This is a genomic window from bacterium (assembly GCA_023228325.1).
In the GTDB taxonomy this organism is placed as follows: Bacteria; Auribacterota; UBA6266; order UBA6266; family UBA6266; genus UBA6266.
Window position 1 is genome coordinate 18754 of record JALOBK010000001.1, and the last position, 24282, is coordinate 43035.

The window sequence follows — 24282 nt, forward strand, 5'->3', positions numbered from 1 at the left end:
ACTCTATTTACCCTTTAGAGACTGAAACCATTTTTTCGACAGATCATCCAGTGACTCAAATTTATCCTTATATATTTCTTCGAAAGCATCCTTAAATGATTTCCCTTGCGCAATCATACGGGCAAACCGGCAAAAAGCAAGGTTTCCGTTTTCATCATAAGCATTCACCAGAATACGCGCCAGCACTTCCGCTTCATAAACAAACCTTTCGAAATCCTTTTCGCTTTTCGGATATTTTTTCGTTTTTATCAAACGGTTGAATGGCAGGTATTTTTTTGACTTTATATCTTTTTCCATTTTTTCGGAATTATACATACCTGTCCCCGAATAATACGAAGCTGTCCCGGCTATCAACCACAGGGGCACATCCTCGTCCTGCAGGAATTCTTTCCACAAAAGCTCCGCCAAAAAATAGTTAAACAGGATATCTGCGCCGAATATTAAAGGTATGTCGGAAGTCTGCTGCAGGCCCGACAGGCCCGTATCTCCCCACGGATCTATGTAAATTTCTCTTTCTTTGGGAATACTGAAACCGAACGAGGTGCTGTCGGAAGGTCCGACAATAGTCTTGATCTGGCTCCAGCTTGATTCATTGTCCAGGAGGAAAACATCACACTTAACCTGCCAGTTGACATAACAGTCAATCCCCATATCTTTTAAGAGTTTAGTGTAGATATTATCAGGATTGCCGGATATCTGCGCCGCCATCCTGTTGTCTTTCATCCTGTATTTCTTATAGTATATATTAAAGTTTTCAGTGATTCTCTCCTGATCCCATTGTTTTTTTCTGACATATTTTAAAGCCTTGGATTCTTTTTCGGCATCTTTTTGCATTTTCTTCTGTTCTTTTTCTGTCGCGCATATTTTTTCAAACTTTTTTCCCTGTTCCTTTTCGGTTTCCTTTTTCTCCGCTTCCTTCTTCTTGTCGCTTAATAACCGCTCTAATTCCGCTTTCGTATACCATCCATCCTTATATTTGATTAAACCTCTGGCTTTCTGCGTTTCCTCAAATAACTGCAGTTCATCGGGGCTAAGCTGTTCTTGCGCGGTTATTCCGCCTTCTTTTTCCGCCGGATCCTTTGTTTTTAACTCCCATATCCTTCTTAAAAGATCGTTTTGCTTCTGAGAATACCTGTTTATCTCTTCAATCCTTTCATTATCCAGGGTAACTTCACCGAGGATTGTATCCAGGGTGATATCCCTGGAAGATTCGAACAGGATTATGCCCTCTATCTTCTCCCCGGTCTTAAGTATCACCTCATCTCCGCCGGAACAAGTGACGCTGCATATGAAAACAAACATTAAAGAGACCTTGATTATATTCATTCTCATTTTAAAAACCTCCGATTTAATAATATTAAAATAAAAATCATAATCAGTCTTTTTCTTTTCTGGGAAATAATATGCCTGATTTATGGATTTTGCTTCCCTCGGGAAGAGATCCCCACATCTTAGTCTCGGGGAAAGAGCCATCTTCCATATCTTTTTCGACGCCGAGACTTCTCAGTATTTTTTTAGAAGCGACCGGAATAAAAGGATATAACAGGACCGATATGAGTTTCAACCCTTCAAGGAGATTTCTCAACACGCTGTCCAGCCTCTCCTGCTGTCCTGTTTTATATAATTTCCAGGGCTGGTTAACCTCAACATATTTATTTGCAAAGGCAACCAATTCCCATGCGCTCGCAAGCGCGGAAGACAATTGGCAGTCATCCATAAACCTTTGATAATCATCTGTCATCTCAAAAGCTGTCTTCTGAAATCCATTGTCCTTATCCTGCTCTTTTCCAAACGCAGGAATAAGATTTTTGCAGTATTTTTCCGCCATTGATAATATCCTGCTGGATAGATTACCGAGATCGTTTGCCAAATGGGTATTATACCTTAGCCAGAATTTATCCCAGCTGAAATCCATATCATCGGCATAAGGCATCTCCCTTATAATAAAATACCTGACGGCGTCGGAACCTGCGGTCTCCACAATATTTTTCGGATCGACAAAATTATTATCTGTTTTACTCATCTTTTTGCCCTCAAGCGTCATAAAGCCGTGGGCATAAACCCGCAGGGGCAGCTTTATGCCCGCGGACAAAAGCATCGCGGGCCAGATAATGCAATGAAACCTTGTTATGTCTTTTCCTATAATATGCAGGTCTGCCGGCCATAAATTCCCGAATTTCAAATCATCATCTGAAAAACCGGCCGCGGATATATAATTTGTCAAGGCGTCTATCCAGACATATATGGTCTGACCCGGATCAAAAGGCAGTTCAATTCCCCATCCTTCCGAAGCCCTTGATATGCTTATATCCTGCAATCCCGATTTAATTATATTCACGATCTCGTTTTTTCTTATTTCGGGAGTCACGAAATCCGCATGCTCATTGATGTGTTCAAGGATTTTTCCGGAATATCTTGATAAGCGGAAAAAGTAGTTATCTTCTTCAAGCCACTCGGCTTTTCTGTTGTGAACGGGGCATTTCCCCTCTGCCAAATCCGATTCCTGAAGATAGGCTTCGCATGACACGCAGTACCATCCCTGATATTTATCCTTATAGATATCACCGTTATCATATATCTTCTGCAGAAGTTTTTTAACCGACAGTATATGGTCATCATCCGTTGTGCGTATAAAACGGTCATATTTAATATTAAGGCTTTCCCATGCCTGTTTAAAAGCGGGGACCATACCGTCGCAATACTGTTTGGGGGATATGTTTTTTGCTTTAGCCTGCCGGTAAACATTAAGGCTGTGTTCGTCTACCCCGGTGCAGAAAAAAGTATCACTGCCCTTCATTTTCTGATACCTGTTTATAACATCCGCGCAAACTTTTTCATACGCATGGCCAAGATGAGGAGGAGCGTTTACATAATCAATCGCCGTTGTAAGATAGAATTTGCCCAAGCTTTATCTCCCTTATTCCTCTTTTGCGATTTTAACATCTTTAATGGAAAACCACACCTGTCTCTTATCCTCAAATTCAACAAATACCATCTGTTTCAGTATGTTAATATCTATTACCTTGCCGGTTCCGACTTTTGTCGACACAAGAGAACCCTCTTTCGGAATCCCGTTCGACAGGTCTTTATAGACTTCATTTTCGTACTTTAAGCAGCAAAGCAGCCTGCCGCATAAACCCGATATTTTACTCGGATTCAGCGGCAGTCTCTGTTCTTTCGCCATTTTAATGTTAATTGTATCGAAATCTTTCAGAAAAGTCGCGCAGCAAAGGGTCCGTCCGCAACACCCGATCCCACCGAGCATCTTCGCTTCATCCCTCACCCCTATCTGCCTGAGCTCAATCCTTGTTTTGAAAAGAGAGGCAAGATCTTTGACAAGCTCCCTGAAATCAACCCTGCCTTCAGCTGTAAAATAAAATATAAGCTTACTTTTGTCGAAAGAATATTCTACATCGACAAGCTTCATATCAAGCTTATGTTCAAGTATCTTTTCCTGGCACTTTTCAAATGCCTTTTTTGCTTCTTTGCTATTTGATTTTAACTGCTGTTCATCACGAGGAGTAATCTTCCTCAGTATTTTTTTTAACGGTTCAGCTACGTCATCCTCAAGGATAATCTCAGGTTCAGATATCACAAGCCCGAACTCTTTTCCTCTTTCAAAATCAAAAATCACATAATCGCCTGCTCTCAGATCAAGTTCGCCCGTCTGGAAATAATAAGGTTTGCCGCACTCCCGTAATCTCACCTGAACAACTTTATACATTTATGTCAATGCTCCTTTTCTGCCTATATTTTTAACAACGTTAAGAAAAAGCTCTTCCATTACCAGCTGAAAATTAATATTAAATCTTATCATATCTCTGGCATGTTCAACAGCCTTAATACAGTTTAGTATCTCGTCGAATTCGTGTTCGCCGGAAAAACGCAGCAAGACATCTTTTGCGTCTTTGTTCATGATATTAACGGCGGTCCCGCATTCCTTAATCAACAACATATCCCTGAACCATATCTGCCATATCAGAAGCATTTCCTCTTTCTCATACTGGACGGATGAAAAAGCCTCCGCTTCAATAAGTTCTTTTATCTCTTTTATGTCTTCATAACCATCCGTTTCTTTTGCTTTTTTTATATCTTCCGTGTTTCTGTCGAGCAATTCACGGAACTCCCTGTCAATGCCGTCAACTATATTGAATAATCCGGCTAAATCCCCTTTTATTGCGGATTGGAGATAATTCAGATACGCATTTCTCCTCCGGACTGTTTCACCCGACAGCAATTTGAGCGATTCGGAAACTCTTCCTCCGGCAAAAGAAGCCATAACCCTCGCTTCCTCAAACGGCACTTTTTTTACCCTGACCAAAAAATCCTCAATCTCTTTGTCCGGCAATAAATAAAAATTTATTGCCTGGCATCTGGATACTATCGTGGGCAATAGTTTATCGGGCCTCGACGTCACAAGAACCATGATTGTCCCGGGAGGAGGCTCTTCCAGCGTCTTTAATAATTTACTGGACGCGCTTTCTCTCATTCTGTGCGCATCATCGAATATTATAATTTTATACCGCCCCTCATAAGATTTTCTGCTTACTCTCTGCAGCATGTCGCCTATCATGGCGACATTTATGATCCTTTCCTTCCCTTTAGGAGAAATAACAAGCAGATCGGGATGGATGCCCGAATTGATTTTCCGGCACGACTCACATTTTTCGCACGGACCGCCGCTGCGCGCGGATAGGCAGTTCAGGGCCTTGGCCAGCTGGATGGCTATAAATTTTTTCCCCAATCCGTCCGCTCCGGAAAAAAGATAAGCGCTTGCCATCCTTCCTTTATCGACAGCGTCGGATAATATCGCGCATTGGCGTCTATGGCCGATAACATTGTCAGCGAACATATTTTTTAACGGGTCCCAGTAGTTGTTCAATAAGATTCAATATCTTTTTTCTTACGGCGTTTACAGGTTCGGAAGCGTCAACCAACCTTATTCTTTCCGGATTCTGCTTTAATAATTTCAAATACCCTTTCCTGACATTCTCATGGAATTCAATATCTTCCGATTCGATCCTGTCAAGTTCTCCCGCCGGGGTTTCTTTATTTACTCCTCTTGCCCTTTTAATGCCTTCAGCGGGATCTATGTCCAGAAGAATCGTTAAATCGGGAGTTATCCCATCCATGACCATATTATTCAATTCCTCTATATGTTTTATATTCTTCGACTCCCTGGACCTGACAAATCCCTGATATACCATAGTGGCATCGGCAAATCTTGAACTTATAACAATGTTATCCGGGCCCGCTTCGAGGAACGGCTTGATCTTTTTCGAAACCAGCTGGGCGCGGCTTGCCTCAAATAACAGAAGCTCCGTCAGATCCGACATCCCCTTCAATCCGGGATTTAACAGAATTTTTCTTATTTCTTCGCCGACTTGTGTGCCGCCGGGATCCCTGACAGAAAGGATATTGAATCCTTTTTCAGATAAATAATCATACAGAAAATCCAGATGAGTCGATTTCCCGCTTCCTTCAGGACCTTCAAGGGTAATAAATTTTCCTGTTTTTTTCATAATTCAAATACCTTCTGCCCGCCCGGAGTATCTTCCACTTTAAATCCTTTTTTAAAGACTTCTTCCCTTAAGCGGTCGGACTCTTTCCAGTCTTTATTTGCCCTTGCTTTCATTCTTTTATCCAGCAATAAATGCACATCTTCAGGCACATTAGGCCTTTTTGCCAGGTTATCCCTGATACCAAGCCCCAAAACCTCGTCGAACTCGCACACCAGTTTCAATCTGTCTTCGGGCGATACGGTTTCATCCCTTATCAAGTCCCAGAGAAGCGCAAGCGCCTGAGGAATATTTAAATCGTCATTAATAAGAGACAGGAATTTTTGCCTATAGTTTTCTTTCTTGCGGTTGTCGGACCCGGCAACAGGCATACCGTCCAGTTCAGCAAGTTTTCTCCTTAAATTTTTCAACCCGTTTCTGGCGCTTTCAAGAGCTTCATAACTGAAAGCCAGCTGTGTCCTGTAATGGGCGCCGAGGCATAAATACCTGAAGTCAAGCGGGTCAAAGCCCTTATCCGTCAGAGTCTTCAGCGTTGTAAACTCCCCGGCGGATTTAGACATTTTTCCCTTGTCCATAATAAGAAACTCGCCGTGCAGCCAGAAATTAACCCACTTTTTCCCGGTCGCCGCCTCACTTTGCGCGATTTCGTTCGTATGATGGACATTTATATGGTCTATCCCGCCGCAATGGATATCAATACATTCTCCCAAATATTTTACGCTCATTGCGGAACACTCTATATGCCACCCCGGGAAACCTCTGCCCCACGGGCTTTCCCACTGCATATCCTGGTCGCCGTGTTTCGATTTTGTAAACCACAGGACAAAATCATGCGGATTTTTTTTATTCTCATCCACTTCAACCCGCGCCCCGGCTTTAAGGTCGGACAAAGACAATCCGGACAATTTTCCGTAATCCTCAAACTTTTCAATGTTAAAATAAAGGTTGCCTCCGGCAATATATGTAAATCCGTTTTCCTCTATCCTTTTGATAAGATTTATCATGTCCTGGATATGCTCCGTCGCTCTGCATTTGATATCCGGACTGATAATATTCAGCTTTCCCGTATCTTCAAAAAACGCTTTTTCGTAAAATCTCGCTATGTCCCAGACGCTCTTGCCCTCTCTCTTTGCCCCTATAAGCATCTTATCTTCTCCGTCATCGGCATCTGAAGTCAGATGGCCCACATCGGTAATATTCATCACATGCTTCACTTTATACTTATTATATATGAACATCCTTTTAAGCAGGTCCTCAAAAATATAAGTCCTGAGATTTCCTATATGCGCAAAATTATACACAGTGGGGCCGCAGGCATAAATACCTGCTCCGGCATTTTTGACAGGCTTAAAAACCTCTTTGGACCTACTTAAAGTATTATATAATAAAATATTCATTATTTATTGCTATTACGTATCTTAAAATTATTATAATCTTTTATCTCTTTTTCAATATGATCTATCTCTTTCTGAAGCGCCGACAATCTTTCAGCTATAGGATCCGGTAAATGTATATGGTCAAGATTAATGCCCGCCACCTTTTTTCCTTTTTCCTTAACAACTGTGCCGGGGATGCCGACAACAGTGGATTCAGGAGGCACATCTTTCAAAACAACGGCATTTGCTCCGACATAAGAATTATCGCCGATGGTTATATTCCCCAGGACCTTCGCTCCGGCGCCTATTACAACGTTTTTGCCTAATGTCGGATGCCTCTTACCCTGTTCTTTTCCGGTGCCGCCCAATGTTACACCCTGAAACAGGGTGCAATTTTCGCCTATTACCGCAGTCTCTCCTATGACAACTCCCATCCCGTGGTCGATAAAGAATCCCCGGCTGATTTCCGCTCCGGGATGAATCTCAATACCTGTAATAAATTTTGCAAACTGGGATATAAATCTCGGAATAAAGGGGACCTTCAATTTATATAAAAAATGCGCAAACCTGTAAAAAACAACAGCATGAAAACCGGAGTAAGTAAGGACTATCTCAAATACATTTCTTGCGGCGGGGTCTCTCTCTTTAATCGTCTTAATAATATTCAACATAAAACCTACCTCCCTGAAAAATCTTTTTCCATTATCAGCGCTACGGCAAATGCGGATATGCCTTCTTTTCTGCCGGCAAACCCCAACCCTTCCGTGGTCGTCGCTTTGATATTGATAAAATTTTCGCCTATTCCAAGACAACCGGCCAGAGTTTTTTTCATCTCAGGGACAAAAGGCTGGATTTTCGGAGCCTGGGCAACTACTATGGAATCAACATTGTAAATTCTATAGTTCATCCTCTCCACTTCCCCGCATACATTCTTCAGTAATTCCAGACTGCGGATGTTTTTGTATTTCGGGTCGTTATCGGGAAACTTCAAACCGATATCGCCTTCCCCCAAAGCTCCCAGCAAAGCATCACAAATCGCATGTGTAAGGACATCGGCATCGGAGTGTCCCGATAAACCCATCTCAAACGGGATATCAACGCCGCCAATCACCAGTTTTCTGTCGCGCGAAAAAGCATGAACATCATGGCCGATACCGACTTTTATCATAATCGTTACAATCTCCTGTCTATCGCAATTTCCATCCAAATCAAGTCTTCTTTATAAGTTATTTTTCTGTTCGCGTAATCCCCTTCTGTTATTTTAATTTTACCTTTTGCCAGTTCAACCGCGGCTGAATCATCGGTAATCCTGATCCTGTTTTTAATAATATGTTCATAAGCTTTTTTCAAAACCCGATATTTAAACACCTGGGGGGTCTGTATTTCAACAATAAAATCCCTGTCCAGTGTTGTTACGACATAAGACGCCTTGTCTATCTGTTTTACAGTCTGCAGAATTTTAACGCCGGGGATTACCCCGTCATGGCCGTCCATAGATTTAACAAGTTTTTCAATCAGTTCACCCGTAACAAAAGGCCTCGCCGCATCATGGACCGCCACGAGCTCGGTCTTGCCGGAAACGCTGTTTAAGGCGTTAAATACAGAATCCTGCCTCTCTTTTCCCCCCGGGATCACTTTAACAACTTTATCAAAACGGAATTTATCCAACACATCTTTTTTAAAAGCAGTCGTATGCCCGGGAGGCAGAACAACTATAATTTCATCGAAGAAAGGACTCTCCTGAAACGGACAGATGGAATAATATATCAGGGGCTTTCCTTTTATCTTAACAAACTGTTTGCATTCACTTCCGCCGAATCGTCTGCCTGTTCCTCCTCCCGCGATAATTGCAGTGTTCATAATCTTGGGTTTTCCCACTGTTGATGGTTCTGCTGATGGTTCTGCTGATGGTTTTGCTGGTGGTTCTGCTGATGGTTCTGCCTGGATTTCCTCGCCTCTGAAAATATCATCTTGCCCGCCGTCGTCTGGAGAATGCTTGTAACCTCAACTTCAATCCGTTTGCCTATCAGTTTTCTGCCGTCAGTTACAACGACCATGGTCCCGTCTTCGAGATAACCTATGCCCTGGTTTTTTTCTTTACCTTCCCTGACTACATGGACTTTAAGCGTTTCTCCGGGAAAAACCACAGTCTTCAGCGAATTAGCCAGGTCATTTATATTCAATACACTCACTTTTTCTATCTCTGCGATTTTATTCAGATTATAATCGTTTGTCAGTATTTTCGCATCCATGATCTTTGCGAGGCGTATTAACTTGTGGTCAACTTCCTGTATATCGGAAAAATCAGAGTCATCTATCTTGACTTCGACCTTGGGATTATCCTGGATTTTTTTGAGCATCTCAAGTCCTCTTCTGCCCCTCTGCCGTTTCAAATCATCCGAAGAATCCGCTATCAACTGCAGTTCCCGAAGGACAAAACGGGGGATAACAAGAACATCATCGATAAATCCCGATTCAATAATATCTATCACCCTCCCGTCTATAATTACACTTGTATCCACAATAACAAACCGCCTTGTCTTATACTGTCTTGTAAAACGCACATAGGGAACTATCATATGTAATTCATCTCTTCCGCCGTAAACAAACATCATCCCTATATAACAGAATATCGCTGTTATGATAATTTTCTGATAAGCTTCCAGGGGGGTAAAAGGGATAAACAGGATCTTAATTATAAGATCTGCGACTACCGCTCCCAGAACAAATCCTATCAGGGCGGAAGTAACGCCCCTGAAAGAAAAACGTTTCAGTCCCAATTCAATGCCGATGACAATAATACCTACGCCAAAACCGGCCGCCGCGCCGGCAACGGAAGGGACATCGTATATAGTCGGAACGAAATCCCATCCGATCACCGCGCAAAAAACACAAAAACAGATCCTTATAATCCATAATGTCATATAATCAATCCTCTGCAATATTTGTAATTTTTTCAAGAACCCTGATTTCCTCTATGGAATCTTTCGCTTCATTATTGTCGGGATTAAGATCAAGGACTTTCTTGTATTCTTTAATGGCCGCGGAATATTTTTTCTGCGCCCTGTAAAGGGTCCCGAGCAGATGATGGACTTCCTCGGAATCTGGATTTTTCTGAAGAACCATTTCATAAGATTCCGCCGCTTTATCGTACGCCTTCTTATTGAAATATATCGTGCCCAGCAAAATGCTCGCCGGAGTAAAATCAGGGTCATTATCAACGATTTCATGGCACTGCAGAATCGCATTATTATAGTCCTTGATATTAAAATAAAACATGGCAAGATTATATCTTGATTCAATAAGGCTGGGATTAATTTCAACGGCTTTTTTCAGAACCTCTATACCCTGGCCCACATAATTCATTTTCCTGTATATTTCACCCATTGCCACATAAGCATCAAGAATACTCGGCTCTATCTCCACAACTTTCTCATATTCTTTAATAGCGTTCCTGTAGTCCTGTTTAACGTCATATATTTTTGCCAGGTTATAATGGGGCCCTATCGCATCCGGCATTTCTTCAACCGCTTTCCTGTATTTTTCGATAGCCTGATCATATTTCTTCTGGGATACAAGGGCATTGGCTTCGTCAAAATAACCTACCGCCGATTTTCTCCTTTCCTTTTTCTGCTCTCTTTCCTGTTCCTCTCCGACAATTAAATCCCTAAGGTCTTTGCTTATATACTTTCCCTCGTATAAAACAAGATTTTCGCTTTTGACCCTTTCTTTTATCTGCGCGATTATTGACCTTCCTTTCAAAGTTAATTTCTCAGCCCATTTGGTAATATCGGAAGTATAAACAGGATAGGTCCTTTTAAAATCATCCAGTTTTTTACTCGCTTCTCCGCACATTTCCAGCGTGACTTCAGGCCTGGTTTCAACCTCGGCGTCCGTCAGAAGATTTTCGATTTCTTCAAGCGCCGCGGGCTTAATCGAAATGATTTTATCTTTTTTTATGGCAACAACCCCCGACGGCATTTTAATTTCGATCATTTCATTGTCGGCATATGATATATCCCCTTTTAAAACCGCTCCGCCCTCAACCCTTATTACATCTGCCGAAACCGGCTGGCATATAATAAAAATTATTATTGGAAAGAATATAAGAATAAAATGCCTGAACGTCATATATTTACCCCCTTCATTTCTAAAACAACTTGTCGATTACATCCTGAATAGACTTAACTTTTACCGTTTCAATGCCTTTTATCGAAACATCGCTGCTGTTGCCGGCCGGAACAAATGCGGTTCTAAACCCAAGCCTGACAGATTCGCTCAATCTTCTTTTTGGATTTGTTACACTTCGGACTTCGCCTCCAAGCCCCACTTCACCGATAAAAATACTCTCCTGTTTGACCGGAATATCTTTTAAAGCCGAAACCAGCGCAAGGCAAACCGCCAGATCGGCGGCTGTTTCATTAATTTTTACACCGCCGGCGATGTTTATAAAAACATCCTGCGAGTTGAACAAAAAGCCGCATCTCTTCTCAAGCACGGCTATCAGAAGCATTAACCTGTTTACATCAAAGCCCGTGGCTCTTCTTTTAGGAACGCCGTAAGAAGGGCTGACCAGAGCCTGGATTTCTATCAAAATAGGCCGGGAACCTTCCATACACGACACAACGACAGATCCTGAGATATCCGGTCTTCTTTCCGATATAAATAACTCCGATGGATTTTCGATTTCAAGCAGACCTTTTTCGGTCATGTTAAAAATCGCGATCTCATCCGTTGAACCGAACCTGTTTTTAACAGCTCTCACGATCCTGTAGGCGTGCTGCCTTCCCCCTTCAAAATACAATACCGTATCAACCAAATGCTCTACAACTTTAGGGCCTGCTATCATGCCGCTTTTTGTTATATGTCCGACAATAAAGAACACTATATTATTTACTTTCGCAAGCCTTACCAGCTGGCTGGAACAATATCTTACCTGACCAACGGTGCCCGGAGCGGATGTCAGGGCATTGCTGTAAAGGACCTGTATGGAATCCACAACAACCAATTGGGGCCTGTGCTTTGCTATGCATTTTATAATCGGCTCAAGCGACGTCTCGGAAATAAGTTCTACCCCGTCGGATAAAGCGTTTATTCTTTCCGCTCTCAAACGGGTTTGGGCAATTGATTCTTCTCCGCAGATATAGAGACATTTCACATTTTTTTGCGAAGCCAATCCGGCTGTTTGCAGAAGCAGCGTAGATTTTCCTATGCCGGGATCCCCTCCCAAAAGCACAACCGATCCTTTTACCGCTCCGCCTCCCAGTGTCCTGTCGAGCTCACGGATTCCCGTGGTAATACGCTTATATTCTTCTGTTTCCCCTCCTTTAAGGCTTTGCGGAATAATATCCCTGGTTTTTTCCATAGCAGTTTCGGAAAACGAAATTTCTTCTTCTGCGAGCGTACCCCATTCCTGACATTGAGGACACCTTCCAAACCAGTTAAAACTCGAAAAACCGCAAACCTGGCATATGTATCCGGAAGCACTTTTCACCATTATCTGATAAATCCCCTATTTATACCTTCACCGAGTTCATTTGTATCGGGATAATCATCTTTTTCAGAAGAGGATTTTGTCCGTCTTGATTTATCGGATTTTCCCGCCTTATAGAACAACCCGTGTTCTCTCAAATCTTTTATCAGTCCTGTAAGCTCATTATATAATTCGGCATCCACTACAAGTTTGCCCGCCGTGCCGTTTCCTTCTTTTATAGAGACAAGGATGTCATTCAGGTTATCAATGCTGTTTTCCAGTTTTTCGGCGTCAGCCTTGAATCCCTCTATCATTTTCGTGATGTTTTGTTCGTTATTCTCCAAAAGAGAATCCAATCTGCAGATGAATTGCCTCATTTCCATGGTGAGATTTTTTGTGTTCGAGAACGTATCTGAAAGGTTTTTAACATTCTGATCGGTAAGAAGTTTCTCGATCCCGTTTGCGGCATTGTTAATCGACTTGAATATTTTCTGTCCCTCTTTAGCCAGATCATCAAACATAACAGGGTTTATGCCTATGATTTTATCATTCGGTTTTAATATCCTTGCCGTCTGGCTTACAGGGGTGAATTCAATGTGTTTTTCGCCAAGTATGCCGTAAGACTGTATGGACACCCTGGCATCCTCCCTTAGAATAACGCCCTGCGCAACCTCCATAACCACCTCAACATGGGAAGTTTCCCCCTCTGTCAGGTTCTCGGTTTTCAGGACCAGGTCTACGACTTTTCCCATCTCAACGCCCGAGCATCTCACCGGAGCCCCTTTAATAACCCCTCCGGTAAAATCAAAAACACCTATGACCCTGTAAGTCTCTTTAAATTCTTTATTGCCCAATTTCAATATCATAAAAGCCAATACCAATAAACCAATAAGAACAAATAATCCCACTTTGAATTCTAATCTGTTATCTTGCATTATCTCATCTCCGTTTATTAATAATTGATTATCTATCCATAATTTACAGGTCTTTCTCGGTAATAGGTCCCTGTGAGCTCCCGGATATAAACTGCCTGACAACGGGATTTGAAGTATTCTGTATTTCCCCGGGTGTCCCGCTCTCTATAATGTGCCCGTCATAAAGCATGGCAATCCTGTCGGCTATTTTATAAGCGCTCTTCATGTCATGAGTTACCGCAAATGATGTGACATTAAATTCGTGTTTTAATTTTACTATTAAATCATTGATGACATCCGAAGTTATAGGGTCAAGGCCGGTGGTGGGTTCGTCATATAAAATAATTTCAGGATCCATCGCAAAAGCCCGGGCAAGCCCGACTCTTTTTCTCATGCCGCCGCTGAGTTCCGCCGGCTTTTTTTCCTCTATGCCGTAAAGCCCCACCAACGCTAACTTTTCCTTAACAAGCCTGTTTATCTGTTCTTCGGACATCTCCATATGTTCACGCAGCCCGAAAGCGACATTTTCCTTAACTGTCATAGAATCAAAAAGGGCGGCGGCCTGGAACAACATCCCGAATCTTTTTCTGTGTTCGACAAGATCCTGTTCCCTTAAACGCGATATATTGACCTCGTTAAAGAAAAGATCTCCGCTGTCAGGTTTTAAAATGCCGATGAGATGTTTAAGCAAAACGCTTTTACCGCACCCGCTGCGCCCTATTATCACGATCGTTTCGCCTTTTTTAACATCCAGGTTTATCCCTTTCAGGACTTCCTGCCCGGCAAAATTTTTATGGACGTCAACTATTTTAATCACACCGCCATCTCCTTTATCATCAGAACAGAATAATCGATAAAAAGAAATCGGAAATCAATATGGAGATGCATGCGACAACTACAGCCTGTGTCGTCGCTTTTCCCACTCCCTCGGCCCCTTCAGTGGCCGAAAAGCCCTTATAACACCCTGTCAGGGCCACTATTATCGCAAAGAAAAAAGATTTTATTATTCCGTTTGCCAAATCGAAATTATCCGTATAATCAAGCATGTTTTTCATAAAAAATGTCCCGTTTATCCCCATAAACTTAACGCCTATCAGGTATCCTCCCACTATGCCGACAAAAATGGAATAAACAGTCAGCATAGGAACCAGCAATACACATGCAAGAAACCGCGGGACAACAAGATATTTAATAGGGTTGCTTGCCAGGCTTTTCAACGCATCTATCTGTTCCGTAACCTTCATTGTGCCGAGTTCGGCGGCCATAGAAGCCCCGACTCTGCCGGCGACCATAAGCCCCGTCAGGACCGGACCCAGTTCATTGGTCATTGACAATCCGACCAGGATACCGATCGACGTATCCATGGATATCTTGTGCAATTGATAATATGACTGAACCGCCAGAACCATCCCGGTAAAAATACCTGTCAGCAATACAACAGGGAGGGATTTTATCCCTATTTCTTTCATCTGGGCAAGAATGATTTCCCTTCTCGGAGGCGTAGTAAACATGCACCATATTGTCTCGACAAACATCAGCGCCGCTTCGCCCAATTGTTTAATAATGCCTAAAATTCTCCTGCCGAACATACCAACCAGTGACAGAAACAACGTTTTCATAAAAACCTTCTTAATTTATATGGACATCCCTGTTATACCAATTCATGATTTTATCAGGAAGTTCAAAATCGACATTATTAAAAATATTTTCCTCGTTAAGATCGATAAACCCGACTACTTTCGTATCTCTGCTGTCTATGACCGCTTTGGAATTCGGCAAATCAATAATAGGTCCCGCCCCGTCAAGGGTGATATACACATCATCGATTTTCATGTTTCCCGAATAGCCGTCTTTAATTTTTAACTTGCCGGTCGTATATATATATGACGGATTTCCCTTCACCTGAAGATACCCGCTTATTAAGCCTCCATATCTTGCGCCGGACGGCTCCATCTCCAGCTTTTTCAGATACGCCAGTTGAAAATCGTCGCATTCAAACACAAAATCCAACTTCGCCGGGATATTAAAATCAAAATATCCTTTTGCGTTTATATATTTATCTATAAGTAAAGAATCTATGCTTACCCTTCTTTCATTAATTCTACCCTTTCCGACAATATCGTCAAATATTAAAGTGCCTATACTTAAAAAAGTTGATTTAAGCTCAAGGTTCTCCACATAAAAATCTCTCGTGCTCTTATCAAAATTCAGGTCCCCTGTCAATTCGATCTGCGTTTTTACCGGAAGAGAATGTATTTTAGTATTTTCAAACTCAAATACCGCGCCCAGTTTTCCCTCATCTATATTCAGATCCACATTGATACGGCCGGAGCCTAATCTTAAGATATACCTGCTCTCCAACGACCAATTGCCGTATTCCCCGCGGAGAGTGCCGGTTCCTTCAATTGTATATTCATCAAACAATGTCCTGTTCTTCGAATCAAGAAGCAGCTTATATTCGGCGCATGTGGCGGGCTCGGACAAAAAATCTATTTTAAACCTGTCATCAGGCTTCAATCCGAAATACCCCGCGATCTCCAGCTTGTCGCCTATTGTCATTTTTTCTATAATAACTTTTCTGCCGTCGCCTTTAAACGCGCCTTCCATCTTAACCTTATCAAATTTTGATTCCATAAAGGTTTTGGCCTTCAAAGTCCAGTCTTGAATGTCGCCTTCCATCAAAAATGTCCCTGAAATCGGCATGTCATCAATCCAATTTTTTCCGATATCGGTTTTCATGAATTTTCTTATGTCTTTAATCTTTGCATCCTTTATCTCCGCGCTGATATTGAACTTCGGACCCTCATAGTAATAGACATTCCCGAATACCAGAATCTTATCGGTTATGTGCAACCTGTCAAAAACCAGATGCCCCGCTTCCGCGGTAATATTCCCGCTTATTTTGCTTTTATCCTTATCTTTCAGTTTAAATTCCCCGTCTTTTGCCGATATATTGAAACCGGTTTCGGATATTCTTGTGCTTGAAGCAATAAGGGAAAAAGAAATGTTTTCGGTAAATATATCTCCGGAACGGGTCCCGTATCCGCCTTTAATCGACAATTCATTCAAAGGCCCCCGGAAATCAATGGAAGCATACGCCCTGTCTTCGCCGATTTTCATAATACCGTCGATGACAGGAACATCATCCCTGCTCAAAGTGCCCCCGAAAGTAAAATTGCCGTCCCTTATGGACCCTTCCACGCCGGTAAATATTAATTTTTCCCTATCGACGTCAACCTTTCCCGACAAATCATGAATTTTTCCGGTGCCTTTCAGGAACTTGCCGGATACCTGATTAAACAGCCATGTTGCCCGGGATACATTATCATTTAAAAATACTATTTCCGCATCAAGTGTTCCCGCCGAAAGTTCAAAATAATCGAATATCCTGGGTGATGAAGACAGCTGATATTTATTGATTTTAACATTTGTAATTATATCTTTTTCTTTGATATCTATTTTACTTTTTACCGACACAGTCCCATCAGAACCGCCTGTTCCGAATTCTCCTGAAAGGGAAATATCCGATAAATCCTGCGGTCCCGAATTAAGTTCTCCCGTTATGTTGACTGTTCTCACTTTCAGGCTTCCGTCGCCGTTAAATACGGCGACATCCCCTTTGCTGATGCTCAACCTGATATTTTTTTTATTTAAAATTTCCGTTTCAAAAAGTTCGGGTGATATGCCTAATCTTTGTTTTGCCTCCGCAGACTCATCCAGCGCTTCTTTAACATAAACAACAGGGTTATCAACCTCAACCAGATGTCCTGTGTCTTTATCCGCCAGAAAAAGCGCTGACAGCGTAATGTCGCTCTTAACATCTTTCGCTTTGACCAGGATATTATAATTTTTATATCTCCCCTCAATCTTCATGTTTTCGAAACAAACGCCCTGTGTCAACCCTCCTGTAATATTGTCCACGCTTACATCAAGGTTAAGAGCGGCCGAAATCCTCCATTCAAGAACAGGCTTTATGAACATGTTCAGGAAATAACTTCTAAACAGAAAAAGGATTATTAATCCGGCAAGTATGAACAAAGCGGTTTTGCGTAAAAATATTTTTTTCATTTACGCTTCTTTTTTTTGCTTTTATTCTCAATACTGATGCTGATCTTCGCATTCTTGGCAAAAACACGTAAAACCGTTCCGCCTTTCGGTTTTTTTCTCAATATTTCTTCCGCTATGGTATCTTCGACGTGTTTCTGTATGGCGCGCTTCAAAGGCCTCGCGCCCAAAGCAGGCTTGTATCCGACTTTCAGAAGATTCTTTTTAGCTGAATCATCGACTTTGATCTCCAGATCCTTTCTGCCGAGATTTTCTTTTAATCTCCTGATTTCAAGATCAATAATATTGAAAAGGTCATCTTTCGTCAGGGGCTGGAAAACTATTATCTCATCTATCCTGTTAAGGAACTCGGGCTTAAATGTCGCTTTAACTTCACTCAGGATTTTATCCTTCATTTTTTCATATGAGAAACTTTCGTCTCCCGCGTGGAAACCGACGGTTGTCGCCTTTTCGATATAAGCAGCCCCTACATTGGAAGTCATTATGACCACAGTATTCCTAAAATCCACTTTTCTCCCGTAGCTATCCGTGAGCTTGCCTTCTTCCAGTATCTGCAGAAGGATGTGCATAACATCCGGGTGAGCCTTCTCAATCTCATCAAAAAGAACAACCGAATACGGTCTTCTTCTGACCTTTTCCGTTAACTGTCCGCCCTCTTCATAACCCACATAACCGGGAGGAGATCCGGTAAGGCGTGATACATTGAATTTCTCCATATATTCCGACATGTCAATCTGGATAAGGGCATCCTCGTCGTCAAACAAAAATTCGGCAAGGGCTTTTGCAAGCAGCGTTTTTCCTACCCCGGTCGGGCCCAGAAAAATGAAGGACCCTATAGGTCTTCTCGGATCCTTCAAGTCAGCGCGCGAACGCCTCAGCGCTTTTGAAACCGCGGACACGGGTTCATCCTGCCCTACTATTCTCTTATGTAATTCCTGTTCCATCCTGAGCAATTTTTCAGTTTCGGCTTCTTCCAATTTGAAAACGGGTATGCCGGTCCAGCGCGAAACCATTTGCGCAACCTCTTCTCCCCCGATATAAACTACTTTTTCCCTGTTTTCGTCATTCCATTTTCTCCTCTTTTTAGAAATTTCTTCGCGTAATGTCCTCTCTTTATCGCGGAGGGAAGCGGCATCTTCGAACGCCTGTCTTTTTATCGCAGATTCTTTATTTTTGACAATATCATTAAGAGATTCCTGCATATCTTTGAATTCCGGCGGTGTTGTCATCGCGGAAATTCTTGCTTTTGCCGAAGCTTCATCTATTAAATCTATTGCTTTGTCAGGAAGAAACCTGTCCGCTATATATCTGTCCGACAGCTTCGCGGCCAGTATCAGAGCTTCATCCGATATAAGGGCATTGTGATGCTTTTCATACTTATCCTTTAATCCTTCCAATATCTGGACCGTTTCGTCAACTGACGGTTCCTCCACCTTAATTATCTGAAAACGCCTTTCCAAAGCAGCGTCTTTCTCAATAAATTTCCTGTATTCATTCATTGTTGTAGCGCCGATACATTGAACGTCTCCCCGGGCTAAAGCCGGCTTAAGTATATTCGACGCGTCAATGGCGCCTTCAGCCGCGCCCGCTCCGACTATAGTATGCAATTCATCAATAAACAAAATCACATCTTTTGAAGTTTTTATTTCCTCCATGACCGCTTTTATTCTTTCCTCGAACTGCCCGCGGTACTTTGTTCCGGCAATCATCAGGGCAAGGTCCAGCGTAACGAGTTTTTTGTCAATCAATATCTCAGGCACCTCATTTTTTACTATAGAATGGGCAAGTCCTTCCACAATAGCGGTTTTCCCGACGCCCGCTTCGCCTATAAGGACAGGATTATTCTTTGTACGCCTGCACAATACCTGTATAACTCTTTCAATTTCATTTTTTCTGCCTATCACAGGGTCGAGTTTGTCATTTCTTGCCATTTCGGTAAGATCGCGGCCGAAAGCATCCAGAGCCGGGGTTTTTGCTGACTTCTTTGCCGCAAATGATTTATTCTCATGCAATTTCTCATGCAATGACCCGGGGATACCTTCTGATTCCTGGGTGTAATCCATCTCCATGAGTTCCTGCAGTATTTCCTCTTTAACCTTGTGAAGATCCAGCCCCAATTTAGTCAAAATACCCGCTGCTATGCCCTCCCCCTCTTTAATCAAACCCAGCAGAAGGTGCTCGGTGCCGACATAGGTATGATTCAATTTATTTGATTCTTCAACCGCAAGTTCTATGACCTTTTTGGCGCGGCTTGTTAAAGGAACATCTCCCGCGACTTTTGTCTCGGGGCCGGCTCCCACCGATTTTTCTATTTCCAGCCTTACCGTTTCAAAATCAATTCCCATCCTTCTCAGGACACTAAAAGCGACCCCGTCCCCCAACTTGATTATCCCCAGCAGCAAGTGTTCCGTCCCTATATAACTATGGTTAAATCTATCCGCTTCCTTTCTCGCAAGAATAATCACCTGTCTTGCTCTCGGAGTAAATTTATCAAACATCTATTTACCTCTCTTTCGCGAAAATATATCTTTTAAAATTTTAGCCCTGTAAACATCTCTCTCGGAATGTGTCAATTCCCTGCCCGCAAACTTCTGTAAATGAGCCGGCTGGGTTTGAATCCTTGACGCGTTTATTCTGTCGTTAGTTATATTTTTTGAATGCAGCAGGCCCAGGTCCACACCCAGTTTCAATATCGAAAGAAGATCTATGGTTTCCTTTGAAGATATGACCTTCGCATTTGAGAAAACACCGTATGCGCGGCCGATTTTATCTTCGATTTCAATTCTTCTGTTTTTAAGGATTTTCTCCCTTGCCTTCTGCTCATATCCGATAATTTCCTTAACCATTTTTTCAACATCAATAATGATTTCCTCTTCGGACTTTCCGAGCGTAACCTGATTCGATATCTGGAAAATACTGCCTATGCTATGGGTCCCTTCCCCAAATGTCCCTCTTACGGCCAAACCCAGTTTATTTACAGCTTGAAGAATCTGTCCTATCTGCTCATCGATAACCAGAGCCGGCAGATGAACCATAACGGATGCCCTAAGCCCTGTCCCGACATTGGTTGGACAGGAAGTCAAAAAACCGAATTCCTTATTTACCGCAAATTTAACTTTTTTTGACATTACCCTTTCAAATTCCCTGGAAAGGCTGAATGCCTCATGAAGCTGAAGGCATGGATATAAAACCTGTATTCTCAGATGGTCTTCCTCATTTACCATGGAACTGATGATTTCGCCTTCCGAAACGGCAAGTCCGCTGGAAATCTTACCCTGGGCATGTTCGAAACTGATAAGATATCTCTCAACAAGGAGCATCCTGTTGATTTTTGATAACTCATCGACCCTTAAAAACATGCCTTTGCCGAAAAAATTCGATGATTTCAGGGCTTCAATCAGTATATTATATGTTTCTTCTCTCTGAGATGGAGAAGCCCAATGGCAGAAAGGTTGTTTATCCAGGTTTCTTGCCAGTCTTATACGGCTTGAAAGGACGGTACCGGACTCATTGCCCGAACCCGACAGCCAACTACCGATTTTTTTATGAAGGGTCTCAATTTCCATCTTTCGTTTCAATTTTCTTTCTTAATTCCTTGATCCGATCCCTAATTAACGCCGCCTCTTCAAATTCCTCGGACTTAACGGCCTCTGACAATTTTTTTTTCAAAGCTTCCAAACGGACTTTATCATTTTTCTCATCAATATATAAATCAGACTGGTCTATAAACCCGATATGATGCGGGCTTTTATGAATCGTTTTCAATAAAGGCAGCAGCTGCATCCTGAAAACAGAGTAACACTCTGAACATCCTAACTTGCCTTTCTTTTTGAAATCCAGAAAAGTCATACCGCAATTCCCGCACTTCGCCGTGTTTTCAGAAACATCTTTCCCTATCTGGGTTAAGCCGGCAAGGAGTTCGGAGATGTTAAAAGGCGTATTAACAAGTTCTTTCTTCTTAAAACACTCTTCACATAAATTCAGCTTGATTACCTTGCCTCCGACGATCTCGGTATAATGTATGGTAGCTTCAAACTTATGACATGCATCGCAAAGCATAACTTCTGCTTTTCCCCAAAATTTATATATGGACTCCGGTTGTGTTAGTCAGATTTTTATAAAGCCTTATAAACTTTCTTGTAACGGAACCGGGCTTTCCATTTCCGATAATCCTTTTATCGCATTCAACAACAGGGACGATCTCGGCGGCGGTCCCGGTAAGGAAACATTCATCCGCATTGAAAATATCATGCCTGGACATGACAATTTGCTTAACTTCGATATTATCCTCTCTCGCAAGCTCAATAACCGTGTTCCTGGTAACTCCTTCCAGAGCTCCCATGTAAAGCGAAGGGGTTAAAAGAACGCCGTTTCTGACTACAAAAATGTTGTCTCCTGTGCACTCCGAAACGAAACCGTATGAATTAAGCATAATGGCTTCATGAAAGCCGGAGTTGACAGCTTCGATTTTAGCCATAATATTGTTAAGATAATTGAGCGACTTTACTCTGGGATTCAACGCTTCGGGACGGTTTCTCTGAGTAGGAACGGTAATAACTTTTAACCCCTTTTTGTAGAAAGACGCCGGATACAGCTGGATTTTATCGGCAATGATAATTATACTGGGTCTTGGGCAAAGGAACGGGTTTAACCCGAGTGTCCCGATGCCTCTGGTTATAACAAGGCGGATATAAGTGCATAAGTTATTCTTTCCGACGGTCTTGATGACATCGCCGATCATCTGGTTTTTGCTTATGGGTATCTTAAGCATTAACGTGTTAGCGGACTCATAAAGCCTGTCGATATGCTCTTTAAGCTTAAAAATCCTGCCGTTATAAACACGTATTCCTTCAAAAACTCCGTCCCCATAGAGCAATCCATGGTCAAAAACGGATATTCCTGCATTACTCCTGCTGTAAAACTTGCCGTTTATATATATTGCGGACTTATCTTTTGACATCTTGGTTTTCACTTTAAATCTCCTTTCAGGACAATACGGATATTATTCTACTTTACCACCCTGCCATCAATTAATTTTACAATATTATCCCCTTCTGAAACAAGATTATAGTCATGTGTGGCAATAACGAATGTCTTCCTGCTCTCGAAGGTCAACTTTCTGATTATAGATATTATTTCCCCTCCTGTTTCTTTATCAAGGTTACCGGTCGGTTCATCGGCAAATACTATGCCGGGCTCATTCACCAGCGCCCTGGCGATTGCAACTCTCTGCTGTTCGCCGCCCGATAATTGAAAAGGCTTATGAAAAGCTCTTTTTTCAAGACCCAGATTTTTCAGCAGGGTTAACGCTTTTTCGCGCGATTTTTTCCTGTTTTCACCGCGTATCAAGGCCGGCAGCATAACATTTTCCACAGCCGTGAACTCGGATAAGAGATAAAAAAACTGAAATATAAACCCGATTTCCGAATTTATTAACTTTGACCTCTTTCTGCCTCCCAGTTTTCGATAATCCAGGCCGTTAATTACTACATCCCCTTTGTCGGGGGTATCTATACCGGCGATTATATGAAGCAATGTGCTTTTTCCCGCCCCTGAAGGACCTACTATAAAAAGTATTTCCCCTTTTGGAACTTCCAAACTTACATTATCCAGGACCCTTAATAATTTACCGCCGGGCTTATAAGATTTTTCGATGTTCCTTGCAATCAGGATATTATTCATATCGCAAAGCCTCAACAGCATCCAATTCAGCGGCTCTGTATGAGGGATAGAACGCCGCAAAAACCGATATGATTATTGCCGACACGGCAATAGCAAATACATCGTGAACGTCAATATAGCGCGGTATCTTCTCAAAGTAATATATTTCCTGGGGAAAAACTTCGAACCCCGTAATTTTTTCAACAAATATCTGTATGAAATCCAGGTATTTCAAAAATAACCAGCCGAAAAATACTCCTATGGAAGTGCCTGTAAGGCCTATAATAAAGCCTTCGTAAAGGAATATACTCAATATATCTGTTTTATAAAGTCCCAGGGATTTTAATATGCCTATATCTTTGGTTTTTTCCATAACCATCATAATCAAAGTGCTTATTATATTCGTCGCCGCGACGGCAATCGCCATGGCAAGGAGAATAAACATAACGTTTTTCTCGGTTTTCAACGCGGAAAACAACCTTTTGTTTCTGTCCATCCAGCTCCTCGCCGTTAATCCCCGCTCTTTTAAAATCCCGTTCAATTCCCATTTGATTTTATTCGCTTTCGAAATATCTTCTACTTTAACGTTTATGCCGTGCACCCCTTCCCCAAGGCCGTAAATTTCCTGAGAAGCTTCAAGCGGAATATAAACCATATTCGCGTCATACTCATACATTCCGGTTTCAAAAACACCCGCCACTTTAAATTCCATCCTGTTTGACATCCCGTTAAGCGCGGACTGGAAATTCTCAATCGGAAGAACTATTTCGATACTGTCTCCTTTGAAAATCTGGAATTTATTTGAAAACTCACTGCCTATAAGAATACTGTCCTGTTCCCAATTGACATCCCGGTCTTTTATGAAATCCGGCAGACTTGAGATTTTTTTTTCCTTTTCGAAATCAATGCCTCTTACCAGTACCCCTGTTATCGAATTATCGATTGCAATAAGAATCTGGCCCTGCACAAAAGGAGCCGCGCCCGTAACCGACGGGTTTTTTTCGGTCTCGGCAATGATTCCGGCGCATAAATCAAGGATACCGTCATTTTCTATGGTGATATGGGCATTTACCCCTATGATCTTCTGTTTTAAATCTTTTTCAAAACCGGACATTATGGAAATAACAACCATCAAAACCATAACGGAAAGAGCGACCCCGCTTACCGAAAAAAAGGTGATAACGGAAATAAATTTTTCTTTCCTCCTGGTCGTTAAATACTTACAGGCAAGCCACAAGGGAATCAATTTCATATAAGACTCTTTTAATGTTTAT

22 protein-coding genes are annotated in these 24282 nt (G+C 42.1%); all 22 read right to left on the minus strand.

What is annotated here, in order from left to right:
- Positions 1-3: 3 nt before the first annotated feature.
- From M0R36_00100 to M0R36_00205, 22 genes are read right to left on the minus strand one after another with little or no spacing between them, the layout of a single operon-like run.
- Positions 4-1332 (minus strand): hypothetical protein, encoded by a 1329-nt coding sequence (locus tag M0R36_00100; protein ID MCK9554213.1) that lies wholly within the window; start codon positions 1330-1332, stop codon positions 4-6.
- Positions 1333-1375: 43 nt separating this feature from the next.
- Positions 1376-2905 carry a methionine--tRNA ligase gene (metG, locus tag M0R36_00105; protein MCK9554214.1) on the minus strand — a complete coding sequence of 510 codons (1530 nt, stop codon included), beginning with the start codon at positions 2903-2905 and terminating at the stop codon, positions 1376-1378.
- A 12-nt stretch (positions 2906-2917) separates the two neighbouring features.
- Entirely contained in the window at positions 2918-3724 is an 807-nt protein-coding gene (locus tag M0R36_00110; GenBank protein ID MCK9554215.1) for a stage 0 sporulation family protein, read from the minus strand.
- A complete protein-coding gene (gene holB, locus M0R36_00115; GenBank protein MCK9554216.1) occupies positions 3725-4852 on the minus strand; it encodes a DNA polymerase III subunit delta' in 1128 nt (375 codons plus the stop codon). It abuts the gene before it with no gap.
- Positions 4842-5522, minus strand: a complete 681-nt coding sequence (gene tmk / locus M0R36_00120; GenBank protein ID MCK9554217.1) for a dTMP kinase — start codon at positions 5520-5522, stop codon at positions 4842-4844. The genes holB and tmk overlap by 11 nt, the downstream gene beginning before the upstream one ends.
- Positions 5519-6916, minus strand: a complete 1398-nt coding sequence (gene cysS / locus M0R36_00125; protein MCK9554218.1) for a cysteine--tRNA ligase — start codon at positions 6914-6916, stop codon at positions 5519-5521. Before cysS ends, tmk begins: the two co-directional genes overlap by 4 nt.
- Positions 6916-7566, minus strand: a complete 651-nt coding sequence (gene cysE / locus M0R36_00130) for a serine O-acetyltransferase (GenBank protein MCK9554219.1) — start codon at positions 7564-7566, stop codon at positions 6916-6918. The genes cysS and cysE overlap by 1 nt, the downstream gene beginning before the upstream one ends.
- A 5-nt stretch (positions 7567-7571) precedes the next feature.
- A complete protein-coding gene (gene ispF / locus M0R36_00135) occupies positions 7572-8063 on the minus strand; it encodes a 2-C-methyl-D-erythritol 2,4-cyclodiphosphate synthase (protein ID MCK9554220.1) in 492 nt (163 codons plus the stop codon).
- Positions 8064-8068: 5 nt separating this feature from the next.
- A complete protein-coding gene (ispD, locus tag M0R36_00140; GenBank protein ID MCK9554221.1) occupies positions 8069-8755 on the minus strand; it encodes a 2-C-methyl-D-erythritol 4-phosphate cytidylyltransferase in 687 nt (228 codons plus the stop codon).
- Complete coding sequence (locus M0R36_00145; GenBank protein ID MCK9554222.1) at positions 8752-9855, minus strand: TRAM domain-containing protein; 1104 nt, start codon at positions 9853-9855, stop codon at positions 8752-8754. The genes ispD and M0R36_00145 overlap by 4 nt, the downstream gene beginning before the upstream one ends.
- Positions 9824-11026, minus strand: coding sequence for a tetratricopeptide repeat protein (locus M0R36_00150; protein MCK9554223.1), 1203 nt, complete (start codon positions 11024-11026; stop codon positions 9824-9826). Before M0R36_00150 ends, M0R36_00145 begins: the two co-directional genes overlap by 32 nt.
- Before the next feature lie 19 nt (positions 11027-11045).
- Complete coding sequence (gene radA, locus M0R36_00155) at positions 11046-12392, minus strand: DNA repair protein RadA (protein MCK9554224.1); 1347 nt, start codon at positions 12390-12392, stop codon at positions 11046-11048.
- Positions 12392-13303 carry an MlaD family protein gene (locus M0R36_00160; protein MCK9554225.1) on the minus strand — a complete coding sequence of 304 codons (912 nt, stop codon included), beginning with the start codon at positions 13301-13303 and terminating at the stop codon, positions 12392-12394. The genes radA and M0R36_00160 overlap by 1 nt, the downstream gene beginning before the upstream one ends.
- Positions 13304-13346: 43 nt before the next feature.
- Complete coding sequence (locus M0R36_00165; protein MCK9554226.1) at positions 13347-14099, minus strand: ABC transporter ATP-binding protein; 753 nt, start codon at positions 14097-14099, stop codon at positions 13347-13349.
- Positions 14100-14118: 19 nt separating this feature from the next.
- Positions 14119-14901, minus strand: coding sequence for an ABC transporter permease (locus M0R36_00170; protein ID MCK9554227.1), 783 nt, complete (start codon positions 14899-14901; stop codon positions 14119-14121).
- Positions 14902-14911: 10 nt separating this feature from the next.
- Positions 14912-17350 (minus strand): hypothetical protein, encoded by a 2439-nt coding sequence (locus M0R36_00175; GenBank protein ID MCK9554228.1) that lies wholly within the window; start codon positions 17348-17350, stop codon positions 14912-14914.
- On the minus strand, positions 17347-19845 hold the full coding sequence (locus tag M0R36_00180) for an ATP-dependent Clp protease ATP-binding subunit (protein ID MCK9554229.1): 2499 nt from the start codon (positions 19843-19845) through the stop codon (positions 17347-17349). The genes M0R36_00175 and M0R36_00180 overlap by 4 nt, the downstream gene beginning before the upstream one ends.
- Positions 19846-20913 (minus strand): protein arginine kinase, encoded by a 1068-nt coding sequence (locus tag M0R36_00185; GenBank protein MCK9554230.1) that lies wholly within the window; start codon positions 20911-20913, stop codon positions 19846-19848.
- Positions 20903-21406 (minus strand): UvrB/UvrC motif-containing protein, encoded by a 504-nt coding sequence (locus M0R36_00190; GenBank protein ID MCK9554231.1) that lies wholly within the window; start codon positions 21404-21406, stop codon positions 20903-20905. Before M0R36_00190 ends, M0R36_00185 begins: the two co-directional genes overlap by 11 nt.
- Before the next feature lie 22 nt (positions 21407-21428).
- Positions 21429-22307, minus strand: a complete 879-nt coding sequence (gene ilvE, locus M0R36_00195; protein ID MCK9554232.1) for a branched-chain-amino-acid transaminase — start codon at positions 22305-22307, stop codon at positions 21429-21431.
- Between the two features lie 47 nt (positions 22308-22354).
- The gene (locus tag M0R36_00200) at positions 22355-23029 is read right to left on the minus strand and encodes an ABC transporter ATP-binding protein (GenBank protein MCK9554233.1); all 675 of its coding nucleotides are present in this window, start codon (positions 23027-23029) and stop codon (positions 22355-22357) included.
- Positions 23022-24260: a lipoprotein-releasing ABC transporter permease subunit gene (locus M0R36_00205; protein ID MCK9554234.1), complete on the minus strand. Its 1239-nt coding sequence runs from the start codon at positions 24258-24260 to the stop codon at positions 23022-23024. The genes M0R36_00200 and M0R36_00205 overlap by 8 nt, the downstream gene beginning before the upstream one ends.
- Between the last annotated feature and the right edge of the window lie 22 nt (positions 24261-24282).